Source organism: Nonomuraea sp. ZG12 (genome assembly GCF_052068115.1).
Lineage (GTDB): Bacteria > Actinomycetota > Actinomycetes > Streptosporangiales > Streptosporangiaceae > Nonomuraea.
Map to the genome: position 1 here is coordinate 46627 of NZ_JBQHCW010000001.1, position 25581 is coordinate 72207.

A 25581-nucleotide genomic window follows, 5' to 3' on the forward strand; every position below is an offset into this window, starting at 1 on the left:
GTTCGGCGAACGCCTGCCACTGGCCCACAACTCGTCCAGGCTGCACCTCCGACTGCCGCCAACTGCCGCTCCGGGTCAGGCAAGGGTCCGCCGCCCCGACTTATGTGTGCAAGGAGGCGTTGATACCGCGGGCGTTGCAGTCAAGGAGGGGCGACGGGTGCGGTCCTCCGAGGGGTGGAGAGGACCGACTACGCACAGCTCTTTGGCGCGCTGCTCGATCAGTCTCATAAGGCTTACCGAAGGAGTACCAGACACCTGCGTATAGCAGACTGTAACTTTACAGCTACCAATAGTTTCCGAGGTGCTTGGAGCCTACATGCGCCTGTCCCTTTCTGTCGCCTGTGTCGGTTTTGGCGCTAGTCTCGTCTTCGCCGTGCTGCCGGCCCATGCGTCCTCGAAGTCGAACGTTCTCTTCCTGGCTGTTTCGTCCCACGGAAACACCTCGCTCAGCGCGATAGCGATTCAATGCCCGGATCGTGCTGACCAGCACCCATACGGCGAGATCACCTGCGCCATCGTCGATGCTGTGGATGGAGACTTCGATCGTCTCCCCGGTAACCCGCGCCTGTGCACCAAGGAGTATGACCCTGTCACCGCGACGATGAACGGCTTGTGGCGGAACCGGCCTATCGGGTGGCAAAAGACCTACTCCAACGCCTGCATGCTCGACGCCAGGACAGGACCCATCTTCCGCTTTTGAAGCTCCTCTCTACGCCGCTGACCCCGTTCGCGGTGACGACCGGAGCTCGCCGACCCCCGGGAGCGCACAGCCCAGACACCTACGCTGTTGCGGCTCCGCCTTGCGAGTCGATGTGCGCCGGCAAGGACCGTACGCGCTCAGCGAGATCGGACACGTCGCTCGCGTCAACGTTCGCCAACGAGTGGCTCAGAGCGGTCAGGCGCGTGCGCGCGGTGGCCCGGAGCCTGTGCGCTGGGACTCGGCGAAGGACGTCCAGTGCTCGCTGGGCAGCGTCGGAAGGGTGGCGAGGTGCCTCGGCCTGGGCCAGCACCAGCGTGGCTGCGGCCCACCCTGGAGTGTCGGGTTGGCAGGCTTCGATGGATGCGCTCGCCTGGGCAGCTGCTTCGTCGAGGTGCCCGAGCCTGAGGTGGGACTCGGCCGCGTGAAGGCGGAATTCTGCGGTGTCGAACCCGAAGCGTCCGGGAGATTCGCCTGGTGCGGTTTCGAGCGCCCGAGAGGCCTCGGTCAAGACGGCGTTCGCGTCGTCGGATCGGCCTTGGGCGGCCAAGGCCGGCAACTTCGCCCAGGCGAGGAGTTGCGCCCGCTGGAGATCGTCCACTGCGAGCGTCACCCCTTGTTCGGCCAGGAGCAGGGCATCTTCGGGGTTGCCGTGTTCGCGGGTGGTCATGCTCTGCGCCCCGTACGCCCAGGCGGTCAGACGTTGATCACCTGTGCTGCTGCCTAGGTGGGTGGCCGTCAGCAGATGCGTTCGCGCGCCTGAATGATCTCCCAAGTGGAACGCCAGGTTGCCGAGCAAGGCGGACATCCACCCCAGCAGGCGGCGCAGCTCGACGCCACCGGATTGCCCGGAGACGGCCGCCATGGGACTCATGAGCAGGCTACGGGCGGCGTGTACCTCGCTGAACAGGATGGCCGGCGGGTGCTTGGAGTAGTTCAGCGCGTAGTGGGTGACGGCGGCTTCGGCCACCTCTACCACTACGGCCCCGCCCTCGGGATATTCGAGGACGGCAAGGTGGAGGGACTCGCGGACGGCAGGTAGCCCGGCGGCTGTGCTCATCGTTTCCACCTCATATGGGGGGTGCGCCCAAGCGGTCGGAGTCTTATGAGGCTGACCGTACCCGAGATCAACATGACCGTTGGCGAGGTTGCAGCCGCAGATCGTGAGCCCAAGTTGCGCCGGGTCAGCCCCGTACGCGCGGGCGAGCATGGTCGAGTACTCGCTTCCCGGCCTGTCCTGTCCATGCTCGAATCGGCAGAGCTGCTGCTGGGACAGGCCAGGCGGCAGCAGCCCATCGGAGACGTACTGCTCGGCGACCTGCTGAACCGCCTCGGTGCGCGTCCACCCCAATGCCAGCCGCCACGCCTCCAGAGCGGACACCTCCGGGATGGCCGAACACATCGCGGTGACGATGCGCTCGACCGGAAAGCGGTCCAGCTGGCCCCGCTGGCGGATCCGCGCCGCTTCGCGCTGGATCTCGGTACGCCGCGCTCGAGTGACCGCTGGCATCTCCCGTGCCTCCGAGGTGCGCTACCTGTCTGGGACTGCACCGTAACTCAGAGACACGAGCATGGACAGCCACAACCTCCAGCATTGACCCCTGCCCGCAATGACGCCCGCCGCCAAGCGCAATGACGTGGCCGTCGTACGCACGGACCATCGGGGTGGGGCCAGGAGACGACAGCTCACGGCGGAGGAGAACCCGGCGGTTCGGACGCTCCCTTGATCCTCGGTATGGGGACGGGTGAAGCTGAGAGCTGCCCTGGTCACGTTTGGTCACACATCCGACAGCGGAGGGCACGATGCGGCTAAGTTTCGTTGGGATCACTCCTAACACTCCGGTGAACGAGTGTCCGGCGGTGTACGTCGATGAGGACACCGGCGAGTTCTGGTTCCAGGGTGAAACGGTGACGGATCCCGTCGCGCTCGCCGAGGTGGCAGCCCACAGCCCCATCGGCGCGCACGAGTCCGTCGTCAAGCTCCCGCCGATCATGGCGTCGATCATTCTGGAGGCCGTCAGTGGCAGATACGAACGCGGTCGCCAAGGACCAGGCCGGCACGGGGTCGCCGGTGCTGCCTAACCACGCCACGTCACCGGCTCCGGTACCGCAGTCCTTCATCGACCTGATGCGAGGGTGCACCTCATCGGCAGTGCATCTGGAGATGCGGGATGCGTACACGCCTGCCGACCCTGACTACCTGCGATGGCGGGGCGGCGACATGTTCGACCCCCTCGAACGGTGGCCCGAATGGGGGGAGCTGGTCGGTGGAATGGCGGCTCGTGGGGTGGTCGTACGGCGCGCGAGGATCGTCTCCGAGCCCGTGACCGACTACATCAGGTACGAGCACGCGCTGACGGCACGCCTCAACATCGGCTCCGGCGAGTCGGTGCGGTGGCTTCCTCGCAGGCACGCCTCGGACCTGTGCCTGCCCGGTAACGACTTCTGGCTGTTCGACGACAGGGCGGTGCTGTTCAACCACTTCGCCGGAGACGGCTCGTCCGGGGACAAGGAACTCCGCGCCGAACCCAGCGTGATCAAGCTGTGCGCCGCGGCCTTCAAGGCCGTGTGGGAACGCGCGATCCCTCATGAAGACTATGAGCTGAAGTAATCCGACGTCGCCCGCAACTTGCGTATATGTCCACCTCATCCAGCGCTCAGCAGGCAAGGCAGGCCCTTGCCAGAGAACTCCGCGAACTCCGTGAGGAGGCCGGCCTGACGGCGGTCGCGCTCGCGGCCGCCGCCGGGTGGGACAGGACGAAGATCTCCCAGATCGAGCATGCGCGGAGATCCCCATCCGTCCAAGACATCCGCACGTGGTGTCAGATCTGCGACGCGGAACAGAAGGCGGCCGATCTCGTCGCCGCCTTGCATGCCGTCGAAGGCATGTGGATCGAGTGGCGCCGAATGGAACGCGCCGGGCTCCGCCGACCCCAAGAGGCGGTACGCCCCCTCTTCGACCGCACCAGAATGTTCCGCGCCTACTCCTCTTGGGTGATCCCCGGCCTGATCCAGACCGAGGCAACGACACGCGTCCTGCTCCAAGCAGTCGCCCGGCGACGCGGAATCATCGACGACGTGGACGCGGCCGTCGCGGTCCGGATGGACCGCCAACGCATCTTGCGCCGTGGCGGTCGGACGTTCGCCTTCTTGATCGAGGAATCCGTGCTGAGAACCGGCGTGGGCGGGGCAGCGGTCGTCGCCGCTCAGCTCGCTCATTTGCGTGAGATCTCCACGTTGCCCTCCGTTTCGCTCGGCGTGATCCCCAGCGGGCCCGATCGTGATGGCTCGCGTCCCGTTGAGGACTTCTGGATCTTCGACAGCGAGCAGGTCAGCGTCGAGCTGGTGTCGGGCTATCTGACGATCACTCAGCCGCATGAGATCGCGATGTATGCCCAGGTCTTCGCGACGATGGCCGAGACAGCGGTCTATGGGGCGCGTGCGCGGCAGCTCATCGAGGCCGCTGCCGAGACGCTCCCGTAGGTCCCTTGTCACATACCGTCACACCGCTGGGGACGGCGAGAGGGGCGAGCCTAATGTGCCGGTGACGGGCCAACACCCCATCGGCAGGAAGACTCCCCATGGTTTCAGTCGAGCACCTCCAGGACATCGCTGAGATGTCCCAAGCGCAGGCCCTCCCCGCCAACCCGCCGTCCGCGACGCTGAGCACCGCGTGTCTGCCAGGCGACGGCGCGGGATCGGCCATGGCGATGGCCTGCGAACTGCAGACCACGCTGGAGCACTTGAACGTCCCCTCCCACGTCCTAGGCGGCAAGAACAAGGCGGCCGTCTCGCTGTGGCCCTACCTCGTTGCCATGACTGACGGGCAGAGGATCTGGTGGCAGGCTCCCCACCCCAGCGCGCGCGGAAGCGCCCTGTGGACGATGGCCTGGACTCCCGCCACAGCAGCTCCGCGACTGCTGGCCCACTATCGCGAGTGCCGGAAGCGGCCCTTGCCGGAACCGCTCGCCGAGCTCGTCCTGCTTACCGTGGCCGGCGGCGACTGCCCATGACCGCGGCTGCGTGGCTTCTGCCGGCCCGCGGCACTCCCCAAGCTCGTGGCCTGGAGACGGTCCAGGCCACGGGAATCAACCACCCCTATTGAGAAAGGAAGATCATGACCGCTCAGACGCCGGTCCTGACGAGCTCCAGCACGGATCTCGAGGACCTGTTCACGCTGGACATCACCTTCATCGAACACGGGCCGAACGCGAACATGGTGATCGCCATGACGGACGACAACTGCGGCACCACCTGCCCGAGCGCCTGCACCACGTCCTCCGGCGCCTAACCGCCCCTGACGCAGGCCGAGTCTGCGATCACATCCGCTCCGCCGCCATGACCAGAAAGACTCCGTGATGCCACCCGGCAAGAACCGATACGAGTACCGGCGTGTTGAGGCCGCGCAGCTGCGCGCCGCCACGCAGCCGGTTGAATCGGCGCTACCGCTTTGGCCGACGCCGCAGGACTCGGCCAGAGCCGGTGCTGAGCGGTGGGTTGCATGGCTGCGTCTGGCCTGGGCCGACTCTTGGGTCGCTGATTCCGTTGAGGTCGCGAGCCCGGCTCTTGCCTCCCGGATCGAGGCTGTGGTCGGCGGCGCGGTGGTGGACGAGCGCCGAGCGCGGCGGATGGCGCTCGCGCTCGCCCGCTACGTACTACGGGCCGGATCGCGCGCCACCCCGTACGGCATGTTCGCGGGCGTTATCCCCGCCAGGTTCGCGACCATGCCCGACGTACGGTTCGGCCAGCAGCATCGCGGCCGGCTGCGGCCGGATGCCCGCTGGCTGGATGAGGTGATCTCACTCCTGGAGCAAGACCCGGTGCTGCTGCCCCGCCTTCCCGTCGTCACCAACATCCTGGGCCGAGTCGTCGGCGACCGGCTGCGCATTCCTGCTTCGGCAGCCGACGGCTCAGCCCCGGCCGAGGTCTGCCTGCGGCTGACCCGCGCAGTGACCTTCGCCTTGGCCACCGCGGCGTCACCGGTGAGGTTCGCAGATCTTGCCGCGAAACTGGCGGCGGAGTTCCAGGGCGCGCCCCCGGACAAGACCCACGCACTGCTCGCCGACCTGGTCAAGCAGCGGGCGCTGATCAGCGTCTTGCGCGCACCCGCAACGGTGCCCGACCCGCTCGGATATCTTCTCGACCAGCTCAACACGCTCGGCGTGGACACCCTGCCGCAACTGCAGGCGTTGGACGAAATCCACGCATGTATGGAGGACGCAGGAAAGGCGCCGGTGTTCTCCGGCCCGAGTCGGACGTTGCGCGCGGTCGTGGCCGAGAGAATGCGCGGCCTTGCGCCAGTGATCGGCGCACCGCTGGCCGTGGACGTACGGCTGGATGGCCGAGTCGTGCTGCCGGAAGCGGTCGCTCGTGAAGTGGAGATCGCGGCCGGGGTGCTGGCGCGCCTGGCTGCCTATCCGCAGGGGAGCCCGGCCTGGCGTGAGTACGCCGAACGGTTCGCGGGCCGGTACGGTCCTGGAACGCTGGTCCCGGTCGCCGAACTCGTGGATCCACTCGCCGGATTGGGCTACCCGAACGGATACTCCACCTCCGCGCCCCAGCCTCCGCCGGTCCACACGCCGCGCGATGAGAATCTCCTCGCCCTGGCCCAGCGCGCTGCGCTCGACCGCGTCACCGAGGTCCCTCTGACCGACACGATGATCGCCGATCTGCAAGCCGCCTCAAACGGGCAGCAGGTACGGTGGCCGCCCCATCTGGAGCTCAACGTCCAGGTGCTCGCCGAATCGCACGACGCCTTGTCCACGGGAAGGTTCATCGTGCGGGTCCTCGGTGTCTCCCGCGCCGCCGCCACCATGACCGGCCGCTTCATCCCCCTTCTGGAGCCGGACGATCAGGCGCGGATGGTCGCCGCGTTCACGCACCTGTCCACCGTCACCGCCGAGGCCACCACCGCACAGTTGTCGTTCGCTCCGCTACGCCTGCGGGCCGATCACGTGGTGCGGTCCCCTCGCATGCTGCCATCGATCATCAGCCTGGGCGAATACCCCGACCAGGCCGCTCGCCCGATCCCGGTAGACGATCTGGCGGTCGGTTGCGGAGAGGATCACCGGCTGTTTCTCGCTTCGCTGTCGCGCGGCTGCGCGGTCGAAACGCTGGCACCCACCTCCCTGAATTACCGGACCGCCGTACACACTCCGCCGCTGGGCCGGTTCCTGGCCGAGATCGCCCGCGCCGGCGTCGCCCAGGTCACCGGGTTCGACTGGGGTGCGGCCAGCGTGCTGCCGTTCCTGCCCGCTCTGCGCTACGGCCGCATCGTCATGATTCCTGCTCGTTGGAGGCTTGCCTGCACGGAGCTGCCCGGCCCACGAGCGCCCCTACCCGAGTGGATTCAGGCGCTGCACGCGTGGCGGGAGCGGCGGTATGTTCCCTCGCGCGTCCTACTCGCGGAGGGAGACCAGCACCTTCTCCTCAATCTCGATCAGGATGGTCCGGCCGAACTGCTACGTGACCACCTGGACCGGACCTGGCGAGCAACCTTGATCGAAGCCCCCGAGCCCAGCGACCTCGGGTGGATCAACGGGCGAGCCCACAGCCTCGTCGTCCCGCTGATCTCCACTCAACCTCCCGCGCCGCCACGGCACGTGCGCGCCTCCGCCATGATCCACGCCCGAAGCCACGGATCCATGCCCGCAACCCGTCCACGCCTGGATACCGAGCTGTCGGTCGACCCAGAGGCACAAACCCACGTCCTCCTCCACATACCAGAACTGATGGCATCCCTCGTCCCCGGCGCGCTGTGGTGGTTCGACCGCATCAACGCCCCGGAGCCGCGCCTGCGGCTGCACATCACGCTGCCCGAGGAAGCGGCCTTCGGGACGGCCGCCGAGGCGCTCGGCGCCTGGGCGAACGGGCTTCGCGCTCAAGGGCTGCTGCGCGAGCTCCAGCTGACGGGTTACACCCCACACACCGGACGGTGGGGGAGCGGGGAGGCGCTGGCGACGGCGGAGCGCGTGTTCCACACCGACTCTCGCGTGGTCCTCGCGCAGCTCACCACACCTCACTCGGTGAACGCGGCGGTGCTCGGTGCGGCGAACATCGCCGCGCTCGCCACCGGCTTCTTCGGTACGCCCAGCCGCGCGATGCACTGGCTCGCCGAGCACGCCCGGCCGGAGCCCGCTCCGCCACCAGTGACCCGCGCCGTGCACGCTGAATCGATCCGCTTGGCCGATCCGGCTGACGACTTCGCCGCCCTGCACACCGCGCTCGACACCACGCCGGCCGCCCAGCAGGCGTGGCGAGAACGCGCCCAAGCACTGGCCACCTACCGGCGAACGGCAATCCAAGACGCAGGCAGCGACCTGGACGCGAGTCTCGCCGCGATCCTTCACGCCCACGCTGTGCGCGCCAGGGGCGTCGATGACGTCCATCACCGCACCAGTTTGCGCTTGGCGCGCACCGCCGCCCTCGCCTACCTGCACGCCGAAGGAGAAGCGTGACCCCCACCGCCCCAGCCATCACGCCGCCCGCGCTCTCCCCGACCGCCGAAGAGATCGCGGACCGCCTCGCCGATGAGCTCGCCGTGCCGCCACACCTCGGTGGCCACCTGCCCAACTGGTGGCCACAGTCCCTCGCGCACGGCGGCGCCGGCATCGCGCTGCTGCATATCGAGCGCGCGGCAACAGGCCGCGGACCTCAGAGCCAAGCGCAGCACTGGCTGCGGTTCGTCACCACCGGCGAGCTCAGCATCGGCTCCAACGCCGCGCTCTACTACGGAGCCCCCGCCGTGGAGTTCGTCATGCACGCCGCCGCCCCGCACTTTCCTGGCCTGGCCACGCACAACCTGCCCACCCTGGAGAAGGCCACCAACCGCGTCATCGACCACCGCCTGGAGGCAGCCCGGCACCGCCTGAACCGGCGGCAGCGGCCGTCGCTGGCCGAGTTCGACAGCATCCGAGGCCTGGCCGGGCTCGGCGCCCTCCTGCTCTGCCGGGCCGATCCCACCGCCAGCCCGCTCGAAAAGGTGCTGGCCCACCTGGTGGCCTTGACCGAACCCGTTGCCGACGGCGACGAACTGCTGCCCGGCTGGTGGAGCGATATGGGGCCCGACGGCACGCTTTCCCCCGAGTACCCGGGCGGTCACGCCAACACCGGCATGGCACACGGGATCGCCGGAGTACTGGCCGTGCTCGCTCTCGCCCACCGTCGGGGACTCACGATCACAGGGCACGCCAGCGCCATCGCGCGGATCCTGGCCTGGCTGGACCTGTGGCAACACCACAGGCGGGTCGGCCCGTGGTGGCCGTACTGGATCACCCGACAGCAACTGCACGCCAAAGGGGCGATCGAGGAGCAACCCCGGCGCCCCTCCTGGTGCTACGGAACCCTGGGCGTGGCCCGCGCCCAGCAACTGGCCGCGCTCGCACTCGGCGACCCACGACGCCAAGCAGAAGCTGAGCTCGCCGGCGCCGCGGCCTTGAGCGATCCCGAGCAACTGCGCCTGATCGAAGACACCTCCCTGTGCCATGGGCACGCCGGTGTGATCCACATCGCTGGGCTCATGGCCGCTGATTCGTCCACCCCGAACCCGCTCACCAGCACGATCGCTCCCTTGATCGAGGCACTCACGCATCGCCTCACCGGCCAGCGCGATCCGGGCTGGATGGAGGGCAAGGCGGGCACCGCCCTGGCTCTGCACGCTCTGTCCGTACGGCCGAGCACGGGCTGGGATCGCGCCCTGCTGGTCGTCTAACCCCACACGTCGGGAGCACTATCCATGCCTTCACAGCTTGACCTTCGCACCGTCGGACCGGCCGTGCTCGCTGTCCTGGCCGGGGAGCCCTCCGATGCCGTCGCCGGTCGCTTCCAGCTCTCCGAACCCGACCTCAGTCACGCGGTTGAGGCGTACAGAACCGCTGGGGAGGCGGCCCTGCTACGGATGGCCGAGCGGCCTGCCTGGCTGCAGGCCACCCTCACCGGCGTGAACCGGAGCCACACCCGCCACGGGCTTTCGCCGGTCACGCTCGCCTGGCTCGCACTCGAGCTGACCAGAGCTGAGGGAGACGGCATGATCGAGGGCTACCACTTCCTGTACAAACAGGGCGGTCTTCGACTGCGCGTCACCCCCAACGACGAAACAGCCGAACAGAGCCTGGCCACCGTCTTGGACGGCCTGGCCGCCGATGACCAGATCAGCGGATGGGTACGCGGGATCTACGAGCCGGAAGAGTACGCCTTCGGTGGCCCGGCAGCCATGGACGTGGCCCATGCGCTGTTCTGCGCCGACTCCCGCGCCGCCTTGGCCGCTGCCGGACACACCACCGACCACCGCGGACCCGGTCCTCGCGAACTCGCGATCCTGCTGGCCAGCGCTCTCCTGCGTGCTGCGGGCCTGGACTGGTATGAACAGGGTGCGGTCTGGGCCTTGATCGCAAAACACCGTCCGCCACCGCCATCGGCGTCGACTGCGCAGGTGGCCGAGGCGCTGACCGCGATGCGCCGCCTGATGACCGCCACGCCTGCCGCCCATCGAGTCGGCGAAGGTTGGCCTGCCCGGCTGGCCGCCTTCGAGACCGCAGGTCGCGACCTCGCCCGCCTCGTCCGCACTGGTCGGCTCCAGCGAGGACTGCGCGCTGTCCTCGCCCATCATCTGATCTTCGCCTTCAACCGGGCCGGGCTGTCCGCCGAGCAGCAGTCCGCCCTTTCCCACCTCGCGAAAGAAGTGATCATGCACGAACCGACCGTGTCCACCCCTGCCGCCAGCGATGCCGAGCCTAGCCTCGCTCAGATGGGCAGCCCCATCTCCGAGGAAGAAGCCGCTCGCCTCCGCGCACAGCTCGTCACGGGTCTGCGCGAGCGCGGCACGATCCGCTCGGCCCGCGTCGCCGACGCCGTCATCACCGTCCTGCGGCACAAGTTCGTCCCCGGCGTGCCGCTCGTGGACGCCTACGCCGACACAGCGCTCTACACCAAGCACGATGCAGGAACCGGCGAAGCGATCTCCGCAGCCTCCCAGCCCACCGTGGTCGCCATGATGCTGGAGCAGCTCGACGCCCAACCCGGCGACAACGTACTGGAGGCAGGCGCCGGTACTGGCTACAACGCCGCCCTCATCGGCCACCTGGTCGACCCGGACGGGCACGTCACCACGCTGGATGTGGACGACGACCTCATCCAGGACGCTCAGGCGAACCTCCAAACCGCTGGTGTCCACAACGTCACCGCCCTTCTGAAGGATGGCGCGCTCGGCCACCCGGAAACAGCCCCCTACCAGCGGATCATCGCAACCGTGGGCGCCGGCGACATCCCTCCCGCCTGGCTCGACCAGCTCGCCCCGGACGGCCTGCTGCTCGTACCGCTACGCATCAGCGGCGGCGTCTCCCGCTCGATCGCCTTCGTCCGCGAGCATGGCGAGGGACCCGAGCACTGGCGCGCTGTCTCCCACGAGATGTGCACCTTCATGCCGCTACGAGGCATCGCCGACGACACCCGCCGCATCATCTCCCTCACCGATGACGGCCAGGTCAGCCTTCACACCCACCGCGACCAGAACGCCGACCCGGACGCACTGGCCACCGTCCTGAAGCAGCCACCCACCGAGGTCTACTCAGGGGCGATCTTCCGCAAGGGTGACCCGTGGGAGTTCACCTACCTTTACCTGGCCTGCGTACTGCCGGGCGGCATCGTTCGCATGCCCATGGGAGGCCCGGCACTGGAGACGGAGCTGTTGCGGCCCCAGTTCCCGTGGGGTGCGATGGCGGCCGTAGACGGTGACTCACTCGCCTACTTCACCCTGCGCGCCGGACATGACGAGGAGGGCCCCTACTGGGAAGGGGGCCTCATCGGCCATGGCCCCCGAGGCGGCGAGCTGGCCGATCAGGTCGCCGAGCACCTACGCGTATGGGACCGCGACCACCGCGACGCCAAGCCGACGATCCGCATGGCCCGAACCGAGCACCGAACCTCTCTGACCGGCCAGTTCATCATCGACAAGTCCAATATCCGACTGGCGATCGACTGGGCTTGAAATGGATCTGCAGGCGATAGCCCGTCGATTCCCGCTGGTCTCTCGCTCGCGACCTCCGGGCCTCACCCTCCAGGCCCGGGTCACCGAACTGCGGAAGATCGCTCAGGAATCGGCCGGGCTCGACGACCACGAGCGCGTGACCAGGGCCAGCGAGGTGTGCAACAAGGCGGCGCTGATCGCTTCGGACTGTGCACTACCTGAGCTCGCCCGCGAGCTGTGCTGGCGGCAGTACGACGCGTTCACCCGGGCCGGTTCCCTCCCCGTGTGGGCGGCGAAGTTGGCGCTGCAGCCGGTGTTGAACATCGCCCGCCAGCTGATCCGTGAAGGCGACGGCGATGGCGCGTACCGGATCCTCCACCAACTCTTCCACGCCGCTTTGAACCGCACGGAGGCTGAGATCGCCGGTCGGCGAGTCGGCCTACGGGAGGTGACCGGAAATCCAGGCGATCACGAAACGGTGACCAAGCTGCTGTGGGCGGCGCTGCTGGCCGATGGCGCCCGCGCGCTGGCCTTGGCCGGACGCTGGCAGGAAGCAGCCGAGCACGCGGCCAAGAACCGCGGCGTCGGCACTCGCCTGCTCGATGGTCGCCAGGTCACCATCCTGGCGCTCGTGGACCGAGGCGAGCTCGATCAAGCCACTGACCTGGTCCAGGACAGCGTGACCGCAGAACCATGGGAGAAGATGGTAGCTAGCCTTCTGCGCGTCTACTGCCGGTGCGCGGCCGGCGCCGACACAAAGGAGGACCTGACGGCCATGATCGGTCGCGCTCTCGAACTCATCGAGCAGACTGACCCCTCGACAACAGTCTTCCGCACCCGCATCGGCATCACGGCGCTCGACCTCGCCGGTGACTACGACATCGTGCTCTTGCCACGCCTACGGCAGGCGGTCGTAAGCGAGTCGGCGTTTGACGCCTACGCCGGTCGAGAGGTTCTCGCGCATGCAGAGCTTTGCTCGGTGATGACAGCTAAGCAGCGGCAAGGGCTGGAAGCGCTGGTCCAGGAGTCCGCCCTCAGATGCGGCTCGATGCCGCCCGACCTCCTGGGGGATCTCATGTCCTCGGTCACAGCGGCTGAGAGACGGCTACAGCAGGCATGCAACGGCAGCCCTTGCTGACGCCTGCTGGATGCCGATCAGCGAGCCAGAGCGCTCGTCCAGGGCGAGCCGGTCTCGTTAGATCGGGCCGATGAAGAGCAGCAGCGTTTGCTGGTCAGGTGTCCTGTGCCAGGGAACTTTGATCGTTTCCCTCTGACGTTGGTGATCAGTAGGGTCGTGTCAGCGAAGCATCAGAGGCACGAAGGGCCGGTGCGTCACCGGAGGTGCGGATGAGTTTCCGGCTGGCGGCGTACGCCGTGTGCATCGAGGACGGGCGGGTGCTCCTGGCCCGTCATGTACCACCCACAGGCGAATCCAGCTGGACCCTTCCGGGTGGCAAGGTCGAACATGGGGAGGATCCGTTCGACACGGTGATCCGGGAGGTCGCCGAGGAGACCGGCTGTGAGGCGGTGGTCGAACGCCTGCTGGGCGTGGACTCAAGGCTGATCCCCGCCGCCGTCGCCCGTGCCGGTGTCGAGCACCAGAACGTCGGCATCTTCTACCGGGTCCGCATCACCGGCGGCCGGCTTCGGCCCGAGCCGGACGGCGAGATCGCCGAGTCGAGATGGACTCCGATCGCCGACGTTACCCGCCTGCGCCGATCGTCGCTCGTCGACGTCGGCCTCGCCCTGGCGCAGACCGTTCCGGCGACCGGTCATGTCACTCCCGTCCCGGTCGGCGGCCTGATCCAGCATTGAGGCCCAGCCTTCCTGAGGTGGATGCCTCGACGGCATCAGGAGCTGGAAGGGCGTGGGTGTATGCGTCAAATGGGCACGTTGAGTGCCGTTTTCTTGCCTGCTTATAGGCATATGCGATGTTCGTTTGTTTGGCTTGGGTATCGCATTTTCTCCCAGAATCAAGTTTTTAGTGTTTTGTATTTGATTCACATAGTCAAGATCGCAAGACTGGGGTGGTAGGTCGGAAGTGGCATGTACAACGCCTCCGGAGGTGCCTGATGGTTCGGGAGGGGCTTCCAGCAGCACGGAGAGGTGGGTATTTCGGGCTATTGGTTCGATCCACATGCATCGGGACTTTCGCCGTTTCCGCGTTTCTGAGCGGCCAGTTCGGGGCGATAGCTGATACGGAGCCGTATTGTCCGCCGGTGTCGAAGCAAGCGCATGAGCTGTACGACATCGACAAGTGGTGTGCGTTGGTAAATCAGGATATCCGGCAGGGACGGCTCCCCGATTTGGTCGGACACCTGGAGCAGTCGCATCGGCACCGCTCGGCGACGCCGTCGGTCACGCCACGTACAAAGTCGAAGGTCCCGAACCCCACGGCCAGGCCATCGAAGCCTCCGAGCTGGGTTCAGGTCCGTGAGGAGTCGCGGCGGTGGCGAGTTGCTGAGGAGCCGAGGAGGCGGCCCTCTGCTGAGGAGCCGAGGCGGCCGGCGCGCCCGGTTGTTACCGAGGAACCGGCAGAGAGCCCGAGGCCGAAACGAGGCCGCGAGCGGAAGCCTCGGCACAAGAAGCCGACTGTTAGGCCCACCGGAACCGTGCATCCCTCGCCGTCGGTGTCACCTGTCCCGTCTGCGGCCAGCAGCCCGAGCCCTGCGCCTGCTCAGGTGGCGCTTGTCGAGCGGGAAAGGGAAGGGGACGTGGCCAACACGCACTCGGTGCCGGGTCCTTTGGTCGGTGCTTCGCTGTTCGGGCTCCTGGTCATGGCGATGAGCGCTGTGGTGATGCGTCAGCGTCGTGTGCGGGTGGGGCATGTGGTGGCGGTTGACGGCCTGCTGGCCGGAGGCGACGCCGGCCAAGGCCGTACCAGCGGGAGTGAGGAAGGGACTATCGAGGCGGGGACACCGCAGCCGACCGGCTCGGCGCCATCCGGCGATACGGTCTTGCCCGATGCTGATGAGAAGGCGCTTGCTCCACTCGGCGAGAACGGTGTCGAAAAGGTGGTTGAGCAGGTGGCCGCAGGTACGGCCGCCTCAACCCTGCTGGCGTCCACGTTCGTGGCCGGACCGGGGCGAGTGAAGGGTGAGGTGCTGGGGCCGGTGCGGCTGTCGTTGGCAGGTAAGGCCGTGTCGTTCGGGCGGGCAGAGGCGTGGGACCTTTTCGCGTTGCTGTCGACATCGAAGGACGGGGTGCTGTCCAAGAGTCTGGTTGAGACGCTGTGGCCGGAGGACGGGGAGCGGAGCGCTCGCCGGCTGGAGTCGGCGATCCGGGATATCAACAGGGTGATGCGGGCCGCGACGGGTCTGTCGGCGGACGTGAGGTTCGTGGTGAAGGCCGAGCAGCGGCGGCGCTTGTCGGCGGCGTACTTCGATGTGGACTTCTGGCGGTTCGAGGATGCTTATGTCCAGGCCAGTACTGCGACGGAGGAGTCGGTCCGGCTCTCTGCTCTACGGGAGATGGTGGGCTTGTACCAGGGGCCGCTGCTCGCGCAGCGTGATGATCTATGGTGCCTGCCGCTTCGTCAGGCGGCTCAGAGGCAGGCAGTCAACGCCGCGGAGCGGCTGGCCGAGGTGGAGCGGAAGAGCGATCCGGACAGGGCGCTGGATGTTCTGCGTCTGGCGGTGGACCGCATCGATGCCTACAGCGAGTTGCTGTGGTGCCTGATCATGACGATTCAGGGGGAGTTGGGACGCGTACCGGCGGTGCGTTGGTCGTACGAGCAGTTGACCGAGCGATTGGCGGAGATCGATGCGCGACCGAGCACCGAGGCACGGCGGACGTACGAGCGGTTCATCGCGTAAGTAGGAGAAGTCGAGATCCTGCCGGTGGTCTTACTCGTCTGGGTGTCGGATGGCGTACTGGTCGTGGATGGAATAAGTGGCCAGGGCTTTGGCAGTGAGGAGTCGGCTGGGTCGGGTGCCGTAGATGCGGGCCAGCATGATCAAGGTGAAGGCGGATGGGCGTCGGCCTCCCGCTAGCTCGTAGTCGTACAGGCGTGCCTCGCGAAGGGTGGCACCCGCTGTGGCTTCAAGCCTGGCGTAGGCCGCGACGACTTCGGCTGCGGTGAGTCCGGCGGCATAGCGGTAGAGCCGTAGCGGGGCGACGGGGTAGTCGAGACTGATGACGACCGCGATCTGGTCGATCGTGAAGCCATGCTCACGTAGAAGTCTGCCGCGGCGTCGGCAGTCGAGGAGGTCCTGATAGCCCTTGCCAGACACGCTGTCACGTCCTTCCCGGTGATGGGTGGCCACCCTGTAGGGGGCGGATGGACGGTAGGGCGGCTGCGGAGAAGGGCTCAAGCTGCTGCCTGGGGTGATCGTTGGCCCCTGTCGGGGGTGGTCCATGTTCGGGCGGATGACGATTTCGCAGGTCGCGGTGGGGGTTTGGCGGGGATGGCGACGTACAGGTTGGGGATGTGATTCGGGCGAAGAGGTGGGGGACGGTGCTGGCCGCTTCCGGGTAAGCCGGGATGCGTCACGAACGGTGGCTAGCGGTGAACCAGCACGAGAGCCAGTACGGAAAGCAGCGTCAACCGCGCAGGGGCGAGACCGCGCCTGGGCATGAGGACGAGATCGTGTTCACGCGAGGGCAGGTGGACCGGTTTCCGGAGCTTGCGCCGGGCCTGGTGACGGGATGCGTGCGGTCACACCGGGAGTGGGGTGGGATGGCGTGGCGGCGGGCCTTCGCTGGTCGTGGTGACCAAGTCGCTCCAGCTCGTCATCTGGTTCATCAGCTTCTGTCCGACACCGCTTGTGCGGATGACGCTGCATGGGTGGTGACCGAGCTGATCAGCAACGCGCTGCGGCACACGCGCTCGGGGGTGGTGCGGGGCTTCTTCGTGGTGGAGGTGCTGCGCGGTCTGCACAGCGTACGGGTGGTGGTCTACGACCTGGGTGGGCGTTCGGTGCCGGATTTCACCCGTGCGCAGGAGGCGGCACGGCGGGCGGTTCCAGCTCAAGCCGAGGACGGGCGTGGGCTGGCCGGGGTGGCCGAGTTGGCGGTCGGGGTGGGGGTCGCGGGCGATGTGATCACCGGGCACGCCGTCTGGGCGGAGTTTGCCTTGTCCGATGAGCCGTCAATGCCTGGGCCGGGAGAGGTCGTGCTGTCCGAGCCGTCTCGTAACGATGACGCGGGCGGCGCCTCCACCAGGCCGATCTCTGATGAGCCGCCGACGAATTCTCCTGCTGTGGATGTGCCGGCGAGTTCCATATCTGCCCGTGCGTGGGAGGAGGCAATTGTCCTGGACCCTCCGAGGGGCTGGCGGGAGGTCTGGTGAGGCAGGTGGCGGACCAGGGGTCCGCGTTCGGGCAGGAGCTCTGGGCACAGCGGGAGCTACAGGAGTTGCGGCGGCAGTGGCCGGACTGGGCCTTTCTTGTGGTGCATCACCGGTGGATCGCCGTACGTGGCAAGAAGGCCATGATCAGTGAGTCCGGGCCGGGGAAGTTGCGCACAGCACTCCTGCTGATGTCAGCTCCAAGTGCCGTTCCCACGTGCGGCGAGGCGACGAACCGGGTGCCGGTGATGGCGCGGGCGACCGGTTCAGGGATGGACGGTGCGGCGGTGGTGGGGCTGAGGGCCACGGTGATGGCCGCTCGATCCGTGCCGGGGGCCTTGCCCGCTCGGCGTACCAGGACGGGAACGTGGGCCGTTGTCGCTGATCCGGTGGAGAGGGCGTCCTGGTGGCCGCTGCGTCGGCCGTGGTCAGGTCGCCGAAGTGCTCGGTCTCAGCCGGAGCGTCATGCTGATCCGGCCGATTCTCCAACTGGCCGAGACGGACTTGAGGGGCGCGAGCCGTCACGGCGCCGAAGGCGTAGGCGGTCCAAGGCCTTGCCGGGAAACTGACGCGGATGGATGTGACGGCCTTGACACCTGGCATGCAGGTGGGGGTCGATTCCCGGTGACGGTGCGCAAGTGGTGGTGCATAGGCATGCGCGAGGCGAAACCTATGGCACTCCTCTAGTTAAAAGGTCTGCGGCGTGAAGGCCGTGCGGAATTGATGATCCCCCCGCCGAGGGAAAGTGGCGTTCGGTGAGCGCTGGGGTAGAACTTGCAGCCACTCGTCGTTGAGGTCGGTGGCGTCGCTCGTGTTGCGGCCGGTGTTTCGGCTGAGAAGAGCTGTCCGGCGACGGGCGTCTTTGCACGTCAGACGGTTTTCGTACGATGCGTTGCGCGCCCCGACTCGCCTAAGGGCGACGCGCGAATATGTGCAGGCCCGTTCTCATGCGGCTCTATTCGTTTCTCGTTGTGGTCGCCCTTCGCTCGTTACTTTCCCTCTCCGCTTGGCTGGCCTTGCCAAGTGCGCGGCTGGGCCGGCCGCCGGCTCCCCGCCCCTGAACTGGGGGTCATGAGCAGAACCTCGTCCGTTGACCCCGACTGGCGCCGGATATGCCGCATTGGTCCGGGAGGCGGTCGCCCAGTTCCGCAAACTTCTTGCTCGCTCCGACTACGAGAAGCGCTCGGCTCGCCCATATGAGAACTTCGCGCCCTCTGCGCGATGTCATTTGCCGCCTTCTCCCATAGACCGAAAAGCCGCTCCTGTCATATAGAAGCGCGCCTTCGCTATTGAACTTTCCTGCGCCTTCAAGATGAAATTCGGTCGAAGCCGTACGACTTGATCTCGTGCTACAAGTCAAGCGTTTTAGCAGGCCGGGGGCAGATCTGCACAGGTAAGCCTTTCCAGCCGTTGCGGTTACGGAGAAATTTTCGGCACGGCTTGCAATAGCCAATGACGAGAGACATCGTCGAGCTCCAAACGAAATACGGACCGGCCGGGAACGCGCCGGAATCCAAAAGGAAAGGGGCCTTACCAATGACTATCCACGCGCCGGAGATTCCCGCCACGGAAAGCACGCTCAACGACCTGTCGGACCCGCTCGCGTCCGACACGGGGAACGCCACCGACGACGCCACCACCGAGCTGAACCCCCGTCAGGAGGCGGTGTGGCGGGCGCTGGTGGCCAACCCCGGGAGCTCGGCCACCACGATCGGAGCGGCGGCTGACATGAGCCGAGTAGCGGCTGGCAAGATCCTCAACCAGCTCGAAGCGGACGGCCGTGCCAGGCGCACACCGGGCGGTCAGGACGGACAGACCAAGGGCCGGACTCCGGACCAGTGGTACGCGATCGACGCTCTCACGACCGCCACGGATGGCGCAGATCTTCCTGACGCTCCCGAGACCGCCCTCGCCGGAGACCCGGACCCGGTCACCCCGGAAACGCCCGCTGACAGCCCCGAGCCGGTGAACGCGACGGACGACACCACGATCAAACTGGATGCCCGTCAGGAGGGCGTTCTGGCCGCGTTGTACGCCAACCCGGGCTGGCCTGCCGCGCCGCTGAGCGTCCTCTCGGGACTCACGCAGAAGGCGACGACCGAGGTCCTCCACCAACTCGAAGCGGCCGGGCTGGTTTCGCGCCCCGTGGGCGAGGGCGAGGACCAGAACATCGACGAGTGGTACCTCGTCTCCGACGAGCACGTCATGGCCCTCCTGAACGAGGACCCGGATGCTCCCGCAGAGGAGGCCAGGCCCACCAATCCGCCGGAGAGCGAGGTCCCCGACGAGCCGCTGGAAATCCAGGGCGAGACAGACGACGCGCTCACCCCGACGACACCTGACGCGAGCCCCGCGATGGACTCCGGCGAGGAGAGCGCGAGCGAGCCGGACGCCGTGCCAGAGGACTCCGAGCGCGCACAGGCGCGCCGGGAACTGCTGGAGCTGGCCGATCTGATCCTCGGAGCGGCGGCTGCGATGGAGGCCGACGGGGACGCGGTCTTGGCGTTGGGCCGGTTGGAAATGGCCATGGCCAAGGCCCCGCAGGCCCACCGCAACGCCCGCGCGGTCCTCACCGGCACCACCCCGACCCGCTCGGCCACGGGCCGGATCGCACCGGCCCGGAGCGCCGGATCCGGGATCACGGCCCGGCCGAGCGGCCTGCGCGACCGGATCCTGACCCACCTGACCGAGCACCCCGGTAAGGACTTCACCCCGTACGAGATCGGGCGGGTGCTGGACTCCTCGTCCGGCGCGGTCGCCAACGCCCTGGACCGGCTCGTCAGCCTCGGCCAGGCGGAGCTGACCTGCGAGCGCCCCCGCCGGTTCAGCCTCGCCGAGGCCCCGAGCGCCGACGCGTGACAGCGCGGGCGGGCCGCTACGTGGCGCGGCCCGCCCCAGCCCAACCCCCCTCATCACCATTCACCACCTGCCAAGGAGGCACTTGTCATGGCTCACGAGATCGAGATCTTCGCCAACGGTTCGGCCGGATTCGCCGCAGCCGGAAAGCCCGGCTGGCACCGGCTCGGCTACACCGCCCCCGGCCCGATGACCGCCGAGGAACTGCTCACCAACGCCCAGCTCGCCGGATGGAACGTCCGCAAGGTGGCCGTCGGGGCGGTCACCGACCCCGACACCGGCCAACTCGTCACCTCCGACGAGGACTTCCTGATCGTCCGCACCAACCCGGTAACCGGCCAGCCGGAACGTCTCGGCATGGTCGGCAAGGACTACAAGATCGTGGAGAACGAGGAGGTCGCCGACTTCCTGCAGATCCTGGTCGACGAGTCCGGCGCGATCTTCGACACCGGCGGCTCGCTGAACGGCGGACGGCGCATCTTCATCACCATGCGCCTGCCCGAACCGCTCATGGTGGGCGGACACGACCGGCTCGACCTGTACCTGGCGGCCTTCTCCCGGCATGACGGCTGGGGCGCGTTCACCACGGTCGCCACCCCGGTCCGGGTGGTGTGCGCCAACACCGAACGTGCCGCGCTGCGCAACCACGCCTCGATGTTCAAGGTCCGGCACACCGGCCACATCGCCGGGCGGATCGCCGAGGCCCGCGAGGCGCTCAAGCTGACCTGGCGACACGGTGAGGCATTCGCCGAAGAGGCCGAGAAGCTCCTCGCCACCCCGATGGACGTCAAGGAGTTCCGCCAGTTCACCGCCGTACTGCACCCGATGGACCCCAACGCCAAGGAGCTCACCCGCAAGAACCACGCGCTCGCGATGCGGGAACTGGAGTGGCTGTTCACCACCGCCCCCACCCAGGAGCCGATCCGGAACACCCGCTGGGCCGCCTACAACGCCGTCACCGAGCGGCTCGACCACCGCAGCCCGGTGATCGGCGCGCGTGACGCCGCGATCGTACGCGCCGAGCGCGCCCTGCTCACCGACCACGAGAGCTCCAAGATCAAGACCCGGGCGTTCAAGCTCCTCGCCTCCGCCTGAACCCGCCTGTCCCGGTACGGCCCACGCCGAGGGGCCGTACCGGGACCTGGAAGGAGATCGCCATGGGACAACTCGAAACCCTCGCCATCACCCACCACACCGAGGCTTCACGGCAACGAGCCGAGGCGGCCGACCAACTCGCCAACGCCGCTGACGCCGACCGCGACATCACGGCATCGGACCTCGCTCGTCTGGCCGTCGCCCAGTCCGTCTACGGCTGGTGGCAGCAGGTCATGGACCTCATCAACGGCGAGGACCTCGACGGCGGCGAGGCCGTCATGCGCATCCGCCACCGGGCCGAACAACGGCTCATCCACGCACAGCCCGTCTGTTACGGCGACCTATTCTCCCAGGCCATGGCCCAGGCATACCGGCAGGCCGCCCAGGAGTTCCTCAGCGCAACCCGGCCACTCGCCGACGCCCTCAAGCCCTGACCCCAACCCGGAAGGAATGCCCCCGATGACCATCCCGGACAACCCGCGAGAGGACGTCGCGGTGCCGCACGCGCCAGTCGTCCCATCGCCCGACTCCTCGCCGAGCATTGAGGCGGATCCGCTCACCGTGATCGATCAGCGGACGCGGGAGCAGCTCGTGGCCGCGCAGCACGCCGCCGTCGCGGCTGCTGCCGAGGTGGCCTGCCTGCTCCAGCGCGGCCTGCGCCTGAAGAGCGAGCCTCTGTACGACGCTGCCTTCACCCAGACCCTGCGCACCTGGTGGGAGCAGGTGGCTGAGCAGATCGGCACGCATCACCTGCACGCTGACCACGCGTTGCGCCGGGTGCGCTCGTGGGCGCGGTACTACCTGACCGGCGAACTCGCCGCTACCTCGCCCGGCACCCTGTTCGATCATGCCCTCGCCCACGCCTCCCGAGCCGCAGCCCGCCAGTTCCTCTCCGACACGGGCGAGATGCTCGCCGAGCACACCACGCGGCTGGACACGGCCAAGGCCCCGATCTCATGACCACCGCTCCCGACGATTCACGAAAGGACAGCCCCACCATGAGCACCCCCGAAGACCGCCTCCAGATGACGGAGGCGGTGGCCGAACAGGTGCGGCGAGCACACGCTCAAGCCACCGACCTGGCAGCCCGGCTCACCCGAGGCGAGCGACTGACCGTCGAGAACCTGTACGACGGACTGCACGCGCGCATTCTGCACAGCTGGTGGAGCATGATTGCCCGGCACGGTGCCGAGGATGGCCTCGACATCACCCGTGTCACGGCCAAGTTCACCTTCTGGATCGGCTGCTACCTCACCGAGGACCTCCCCGTCACCTCGGCTCGCGGTGACGCCACCTGGGATAAGAAGATCGCTCTGGCGCATCTCGAGCGTGCGCAGGCGTACATGAAGAGAGCCGCCGCTCGCGAGTTCCTCGCCTTCTCCGCCGAGCAGTCCAAGAAGCCGGCCGGGACGGAGGAGGCCAAGTGAGCACACCGGACGCTTCCCAGATCGAGACGTTCCAGATGCTGGCCTGGAAGTGGAACGTCACCGCAGCCAAGCAGCACACGGCCGACCGCGAGCCCGAAGGGAGCCTTGATCCAGCCAACTGGGCGGGCATGCTGTTCCTGATCCGGATCGATCACGAGTACGCGGCGACCGTGGACCTCGCCGAGCCGCTGATCGCGGTACCGATCCCAGACGCCGGATGGCTGATCATCGACGGCTGGCACCGCATCCACAAGGCCCTCACCGCAGGAGTCGAGAAGCTGCCGGTGATCGTACTGACGCCCGAGGAGGAGCTTGCCTGCCGGATCCACGGCGGCGAGGAGCGCGAACTCCGGCCGTAGTCAGGCCCGGTGGAGTAGGTGGTGTGCCCCGGTCACGCACAGACTGCGTGCGACCGGGGCGCACCTCCTGCACCACCGGTCCCTTCCGCTGAGCGCCGCCTTCTCGGCTGAACGATCACTACGAGGCCAGGCGTCTTTCAAGCTCCTGACGCAGCGCCGACAGCAAGCGCGGACCGCGAGGCGTCTCGACCTCCCAGAACGTCCAGCCGTTCACGCTGTACCCCGTCACCGCATGCCCCGCACTGGACGGCTTGCTGTACGCGATCCCCTCATACTCGATCCGCGCATCAGCGGTGAGCTTCGCCTTGGCCGGATGCAGACGAGAGACGGAAACGAGCTCGGCCCCGGGCTGGATCATGCCCTGCTCCATGAGATCCGCCAGGGACACCTCGCTGTGCTTCTTCGTACGTCGAGCAGGCCGCTCTGGCGTGCCCAGCGCATACGGAGGAAGCGAGCCGGCTGTCCTGCTTCTGGGCGAGCGTCTGGTCGCAACCGGAGGGGTGAGGTTGTGGCCGATGAGGTGCAGCGCGCCGACGATCGGCGGGAGGTAGCCCAGCATGCTGGCCTGGTCGTCGGCGTGCATGGTGTGGTCTTGCGGGCGATTGCCGTTCCGCAGCCGTACGAGCTCCGCCTCGGCGAGGATGTCGTACAGGCGGCCTTCGAGCCATCCCACTTGGCTCGTGTGAAAAGGGCTTTCGGTGTCGCGTCGGATCAGCAGAGCCCGATACCAGTGATCGCGGGCGCGCAGGTGATTGCCGAGCCGCTTGCGCAAGGTCCCGGGGGCGGCCTTCCCCACGTACGCGCCCCACTTCCCGGCAGCGTCGAGATGGTCCAGGAGCAGGTAGACGCCGGTTGTGTCCCAGATGTCGGGCAGCCGAGCAGCACAGGCGCGTTCGACCACTGCCATACGCACCACGGAGTTGTCCGCGCAGATCTCCAGAGGACCGTTCAAGGAGTGCGGGATCGTCACCCGGTAGGGCGTCTGCACCTCCACGTGGGTCCTCCTTCGTCTTCGCGCCGTATCGAGGATCTTCCCGGAGAGTATCGGCTACATACCTCAGCCTGACTATCGGTTCACCGAAAAGCCGCTTGAGAAGGGCGGCCAGCCGGGCGGGTGAAACCGACCAAGTCGGCTCTCCGGTAGGTGTCGATCTTGACGACGTCGTGCTGGTTAGGTGCGTGGATCATCTGACCCTCCGCGATGACGAGCCCCACATGCCCTGGGCCGTTCGCCGTCATCCGGAAGAAGGCGAGGTCGCCAGGCTGTTCGCCTCCGGCGGGGATCGGTGGCCCGTGCCGCCATTGGTCGGCGGCTACGCGTGGGATGTTGATGCCTGCCGCCTGGTACGCGCGCATGGTCAGTCCGGAGCAGTCGAAAGAGCCGGGCCCTTCGGCTCCCCAGACATACGGTTTGCCGAGCTGGGCGTGCGCGTAGGTGATGGCGGCTGCTGTCTGTTCACCCGGGATCGGCATCACGCAGGCCCCCGTGAACGCGTCCACGGTGCGCTGGGCCAGCGGTTCCCACACGGCGTAGGCGTTCGGCCTGGCTGATCGTTGCACGGCCTGTGCGGCTTGAGTGAGTGGGAGTCGTTCCCAGCGGGGGATCGCGGCAAGCCGGTTGTAGAACTGACGGGAGGCGTAGGCGGGGTCGAGAATCTGCCTTGGGGTTCCCCAGCCTTGGGAGGGGCGCTGCTGGAACAGTCCGAGGCTGTCGAGGTGGCCGTAAGAAAGGTTGCGGAGCTGGGATTCCTGTAGAGCGGTTGCTATGGCGATCACGGCGGCGCGAGCGGGGAGGCCGAGATCCATGCCGGTCTGGATGATGAGTGCGGCGTTGCCGCTCTGCTCGTGATCCAGGCCCTCGGCCGGGCCGCTGTCCGTGGTCCTGCTCGGTGCCGTGGTCAGGCAGCCATAGCCCGCCGGACTCCCCGGCCCGGTGAAGACGGTGACAGCTGCTGCGATGACGACGACGAGGAAGAGCAGAAGGAGAGCGGCGCCGGCCGCGGCGTACTTCACCTCATCTCTGCTTCGTTCCGTGGGGCGATGAGGTGAGGCCAGGCGTTGACGAGTTCGGCCAGACGAAGCCTGGGCTGCTCCGCACCGAGCGGCAGCCAGACAGCTCCGGCAGGGCCGTCGCCCAGGCTGGTGTGGACGGCGGTGGCGACCGGTAGGTCACTGCTGGAGATCAGTTGGCGCAAGTTGGATTCGCGAGCGTGGCTGGGCAGCCAGAGCAGCAGTGGTGTGGTGATGCCGGTGGCGTCGGCGAGGTTGGCGTAGTCGGTGAGCTTGGCGGCGACCTTGGAGCGGGTCTCGCTGCCGGTGTCGTGTTCGAGGAAGAAGTCGATCTCCCGGCCGTTCTCGGCCCATCGGCCGTAGGCGTCGGGCCTGGCCAGGTCTCCCCAGAGCTTGGCGCAGCGCCGCTCGGACCACCACTCCTTCACCTGAGCGCCGCTGGTGGCTCGGCGGGCGTGGTGGTGGAGCTGCGCGAAGAAGTCGTTGACGCCGAGTTGGTGGCCGAGCTTGCTGGACATGGAGATGGCCAGGGTGGTGTCGGGGTGGTAGCCGAGCTCCTTGACGGTGATGTCCTGCCGAAGGGCCAGGACGGCGGCTCCGGCACGGCCCAGCACCCAATGACTGGGGGTGGAACCGCCGTGCGGGGTCCAGGGCCGGAACCGGGCGACGGCGTTGAGGCCCAACAGGACGCTCATACGGCGGCGGGTGGGCTGCGGCAGGGTGAAGAAGATCTTCTCGATCTGGTGTGTGGTCAGGACGCGGTGCTCGTGCAGATGGCTGAGGATGTCGTAATCACGCGGGGTGAAGCGGGCGACGATCTCGGCTACCTGGTCGGCGTTGAGACGAGGCTGGCCCAAGGTGATGCGGTTCGCGGACATGAGCGATCT

At 67.5% G+C, this 25581-nt stretch carries 24 protein-coding genes; 19 read left to right on the forward strand and 5 right to left on the reverse strand.

Features of this window, described 5'->3' with window-relative positions; translation table 11 throughout:
* The first annotated feature begins 316 nt into the window (after positions 1–316).
* The gene (locus ACTMTF_RS00120) at positions 317–700 is read left to right on the forward strand and encodes an SSI family serine proteinase inhibitor (RefSeq protein ID WP_441108640.1); all 384 of its coding nucleotides are present in this window, start codon (positions 317–319) and stop codon (positions 698–700) included.
* Between the two features lie 79 nt (positions 701–779).
* Here the strand turns inward: ACTMTF_RS00120 and ACTMTF_RS00125 are convergent, their stop codons facing one another.
* A complete protein-coding gene (locus ACTMTF_RS00125) occupies positions 780–2207 on the reverse strand; it encodes a helix-turn-helix domain-containing protein (RefSeq protein WP_441108641.1) in 1428 nt (475 codons plus the stop codon).
* Between the two features lie 350 nt (positions 2208–2557).
* On the opposite strand from ACTMTF_RS00125, the gene ACTMTF_RS00130 reads away from it, so the two are divergent.
* The 11 genes from ACTMTF_RS00130 to ACTMTF_RS00180 all read left to right on the forward strand — a co-directional run bounded on the left by ACTMTF_RS00130 (position 2558) and on the right by ACTMTF_RS00180 (position 15475).
* Complete coding sequence (locus ACTMTF_RS00130) at positions 2558–2779, forward strand: hypothetical protein (RefSeq protein WP_441108642.1); 222 nt, start codon at positions 2558–2560, stop codon at positions 2777–2779.
* The gene (locus ACTMTF_RS00135; RefSeq protein WP_441109807.1) at positions 2769–3308 is read left to right on the forward strand and encodes a DUF6879 family protein; all 540 of its coding nucleotides are present in this window, start codon (positions 2769–2771) and stop codon (positions 3306–3308) included. Before ACTMTF_RS00130 ends, ACTMTF_RS00135 begins: the two co-directional genes overlap by 11 nt.
* 26 nt (positions 3309–3334) lie before the next feature.
* Positions 3335–4180, forward strand: coding sequence for a DUF5753 domain-containing protein (locus ACTMTF_RS00140; protein WP_441108643.1), 846 nt, complete (start codon positions 3335–3337; stop codon positions 4178–4180).
* A 98-nt stretch (positions 4181–4278) separates the two neighbouring features.
* Positions 4279–4710, forward strand: coding sequence for a hypothetical protein (locus ACTMTF_RS00145; protein WP_441108644.1), 432 nt, complete (start codon positions 4279–4281; stop codon positions 4708–4710).
* A 104-nt stretch (positions 4711–4814) separates the two neighbouring features.
* Entirely contained in the window at positions 4815–4988 is a 174-nt protein-coding gene (locus ACTMTF_RS00150; protein ID WP_441108645.1) for an FxLD family lanthipeptide, read from the forward strand.
* Positions 4989–5055: 67 nt separating this feature from the next.
* Positions 5056–8154 carry a lantibiotic dehydratase gene (locus ACTMTF_RS00155; RefSeq protein WP_441108646.1) on the forward strand — a complete coding sequence of 1033 codons (3099 nt, stop codon included), beginning with the start codon at positions 5056–5058 and terminating at the stop codon, positions 8152–8154.
* Positions 8151–9407, forward strand: a complete 1257-nt coding sequence (locus tag ACTMTF_RS00160; RefSeq protein WP_441108647.1) for a lanthionine synthetase C family protein — start codon at positions 8151–8153, stop codon at positions 9405–9407. Before ACTMTF_RS00155 ends, ACTMTF_RS00160 begins: the two co-directional genes overlap by 4 nt.
* A gap of 24 nt (positions 9408–9431) precedes the next feature.
* A complete protein-coding gene (gene fxlM / locus ACTMTF_RS00165) occupies positions 9432–11681 on the forward strand; it encodes a methyltransferase, FxLD system (protein WP_441108648.1) in 2250 nt (749 codons plus the stop codon).
* 1 nt (position 11682) lies between these two features.
* Positions 11683–12798: a hypothetical protein gene (locus tag ACTMTF_RS00170; RefSeq protein WP_441108649.1), complete on the forward strand. Its 1116-nt coding sequence runs from the start codon at positions 11683–11685 to the stop codon at positions 12796–12798.
* A gap of 209 nt (positions 12799–13007) precedes the next feature.
* Positions 13008–13475 (forward strand): NUDIX hydrolase, encoded by a 468-nt coding sequence (locus ACTMTF_RS00175; protein ID WP_441108650.1) that lies wholly within the window; start codon positions 13008–13010, stop codon positions 13473–13475.
* Between the two features lie 899 nt (positions 13476–14374).
* The gene (locus ACTMTF_RS00180; protein WP_441108651.1) at positions 14375–15475 is read left to right on the forward strand and encodes an AfsR/SARP family transcriptional regulator; all 1101 of its coding nucleotides are present in this window, start codon (positions 14375–14377) and stop codon (positions 15473–15475) included.
* A 30-nt stretch (positions 15476–15505) separates the two neighbouring features.
* Here the strand turns inward: ACTMTF_RS00180 and ACTMTF_RS00185 are convergent, their stop codons facing one another.
* Positions 15506–15892 carry a hypothetical protein gene (locus tag ACTMTF_RS00185; protein WP_441108652.1) on the reverse strand — a complete coding sequence of 129 codons (387 nt, stop codon included), beginning with the start codon at positions 15890–15892 and terminating at the stop codon, positions 15506–15508.
* Positions 15893–16167: 275 nt separating this feature from the next.
* Here ACTMTF_RS00185 and ACTMTF_RS00190 point away from each other — a divergent pair, with 275 nt between their 5' ends.
* From ACTMTF_RS00190 to ACTMTF_RS00220, 7 genes are all read left to right on the forward strand, one after another.
* A complete protein-coding gene (locus tag ACTMTF_RS00190; protein ID WP_441108653.1) occupies positions 16168–16950 on the forward strand; it encodes an ATP-binding protein in 783 nt (260 codons plus the stop codon).
* 1533 nt (positions 16951–18483) lie between these two features.
* Positions 18484–19806, forward strand: a complete 1323-nt coding sequence (locus ACTMTF_RS00195) for a hypothetical protein (RefSeq protein WP_441108654.1) — start codon at positions 18484–18486, stop codon at positions 19804–19806.
* An 87-nt stretch (positions 19807–19893) separates the two neighbouring features.
* Positions 19894–20898, forward strand: coding sequence for a DUF932 domain-containing protein (locus tag ACTMTF_RS00200; RefSeq protein ID WP_441108655.1), 1005 nt, complete (start codon positions 19894–19896; stop codon positions 20896–20898).
* Between the two features lie 62 nt (positions 20899–20960).
* Positions 20961–21332 carry a hypothetical protein gene (locus tag ACTMTF_RS00205; RefSeq protein ID WP_441108656.1) on the forward strand — a complete coding sequence of 124 codons (372 nt, stop codon included), beginning with the start codon at positions 20961–20963 and terminating at the stop codon, positions 21330–21332.
* A gap of 25 nt (positions 21333–21357) precedes the next feature.
* A complete protein-coding gene (locus tag ACTMTF_RS00210; RefSeq protein ID WP_441108657.1) occupies positions 21358–21858 on the forward strand; it encodes a hypothetical protein in 501 nt (166 codons plus the stop codon).
* Positions 21859–21896: 38 nt separating this feature from the next.
* Complete coding sequence (locus tag ACTMTF_RS00215) at positions 21897–22325, forward strand: hypothetical protein (RefSeq protein ID WP_441108658.1); 429 nt, start codon at positions 21897–21899, stop codon at positions 22323–22325.
* On the forward strand, positions 22322–22684 hold the full coding sequence (locus ACTMTF_RS00220) for a ParB N-terminal domain-containing protein (RefSeq protein ID WP_441108659.1): 363 nt from the start codon (positions 22322–22324) through the stop codon (positions 22682–22684). Before ACTMTF_RS00215 ends, ACTMTF_RS00220 begins: the two co-directional genes overlap by 4 nt.
* A 118-nt stretch (positions 22685–22802) precedes the next feature.
* Here ACTMTF_RS00220 and ACTMTF_RS00225 read toward each other — a convergent pair whose 3' ends face one another.
* From ACTMTF_RS00225 to ACTMTF_RS00235, 3 genes are all read right to left on the reverse strand, one after another.
* Entirely contained in the window at positions 22803–23678 is an 876-nt protein-coding gene (locus tag ACTMTF_RS00225; RefSeq protein WP_441108660.1) for a hypothetical protein, read from the reverse strand.
* An 80-nt stretch (positions 23679–23758) separates the two neighbouring features.
* Positions 23759–24697 carry a C40 family peptidase gene (locus tag ACTMTF_RS00230; protein WP_441108661.1) on the reverse strand — a complete coding sequence of 313 codons (939 nt, stop codon included), beginning with the start codon at positions 24695–24697 and terminating at the stop codon, positions 23759–23761.
* A complete protein-coding gene (locus tag ACTMTF_RS00235) occupies positions 24694–25572 on the reverse strand; it encodes a replication-relaxation family protein (RefSeq protein ID WP_441108662.1) in 879 nt (292 codons plus the stop codon). The genes ACTMTF_RS00230 and ACTMTF_RS00235 overlap by 4 nt, the downstream gene beginning before the upstream one ends.
* Positions 25573–25581: the final 9 nt, after the last annotated feature.

Bases quoted from the DNA above. Each gene is read 5' to 3' on its own strand.
- ACTMTF_RS00120 (WP_441108640.1), top strand. From the start codon at position 317: ATGCGCCTGTCCCTTTCTGTCGCCTGTGTCGGTTTTGGCGCTAGTCTC.
- ACTMTF_RS00125 (WP_441108641.1), bottom strand. From the start codon at position 2,207: ATGCCAGCGGTCACTCGAGCGCGGCGTACCGAGATCCAGCGCGAAGCG.
- ACTMTF_RS00140 (WP_441108643.1), top strand. From the start codon at position 3,335: ATGTCCACCTCATCCAGCGCTCAGCAGGCAAGGCAGGCCCTTGCCAGA.
- ACTMTF_RS00145 (WP_441108644.1), top strand. From the start codon at position 4,279: ATGGTTTCAGTCGAGCACCTCCAGGACATCGCTGAGATGTCCCAAGCG.
- ACTMTF_RS00150 (WP_441108645.1), top strand. From the start codon at position 4,815: ATGACCGCTCAGACGCCGGTCCTGACGAGCTCCAGCACGGATCTCGAG.
- ACTMTF_RS00155 (WP_441108646.1), top strand. From the start codon at position 5,056: ATGCCACCCGGCAAGAACCGATACGAGTACCGGCGTGTTGAGGCCGCG.
- fxlM (WP_441108648.1), top strand. From the start codon at position 9,432: ATGCCTTCACAGCTTGACCTTCGCACCGTCGGACCGGCCGTGCTCGCT.
- ACTMTF_RS00170 (WP_441108649.1), top strand. From the start codon at position 11,683: ATGGATCTGCAGGCGATAGCCCGTCGATTCCCGCTGGTCTCTCGCTCG.
- ACTMTF_RS00175 (WP_441108650.1), top strand. From the start codon at position 13,008: ATGAGTTTCCGGCTGGCGGCGTACGCCGTGTGCATCGAGGACGGGCGG.
- ACTMTF_RS00195 (WP_441108654.1), top strand. From the start codon at position 18,484: ATGACTATCCACGCGCCGGAGATTCCCGCCACGGAAAGCACGCTCAAC.
- ACTMTF_RS00200 (WP_441108655.1), top strand. From the start codon at position 19,894: ATGGCTCACGAGATCGAGATCTTCGCCAACGGTTCGGCCGGATTCGCC.
- ACTMTF_RS00205 (WP_441108656.1), top strand. From the start codon at position 20,961: ATGGGACAACTCGAAACCCTCGCCATCACCCACCACACCGAGGCTTCA.
- ACTMTF_RS00210 (WP_441108657.1), top strand. From the start codon at position 21,358: ATGACCATCCCGGACAACCCGCGAGAGGACGTCGCGGTGCCGCACGCG.
- ACTMTF_RS00215 (WP_441108658.1), top strand. From the start codon at position 21,897: ATGAGCACCCCCGAAGACCGCCTCCAGATGACGGAGGCGGTGGCCGAA.
- ACTMTF_RS00235 (WP_441108662.1), bottom strand. From the start codon at position 25,572: ATGTCCGCGAACCGCATCACCTTGGGCCAGCCTCGTCTCAACGCCGAC.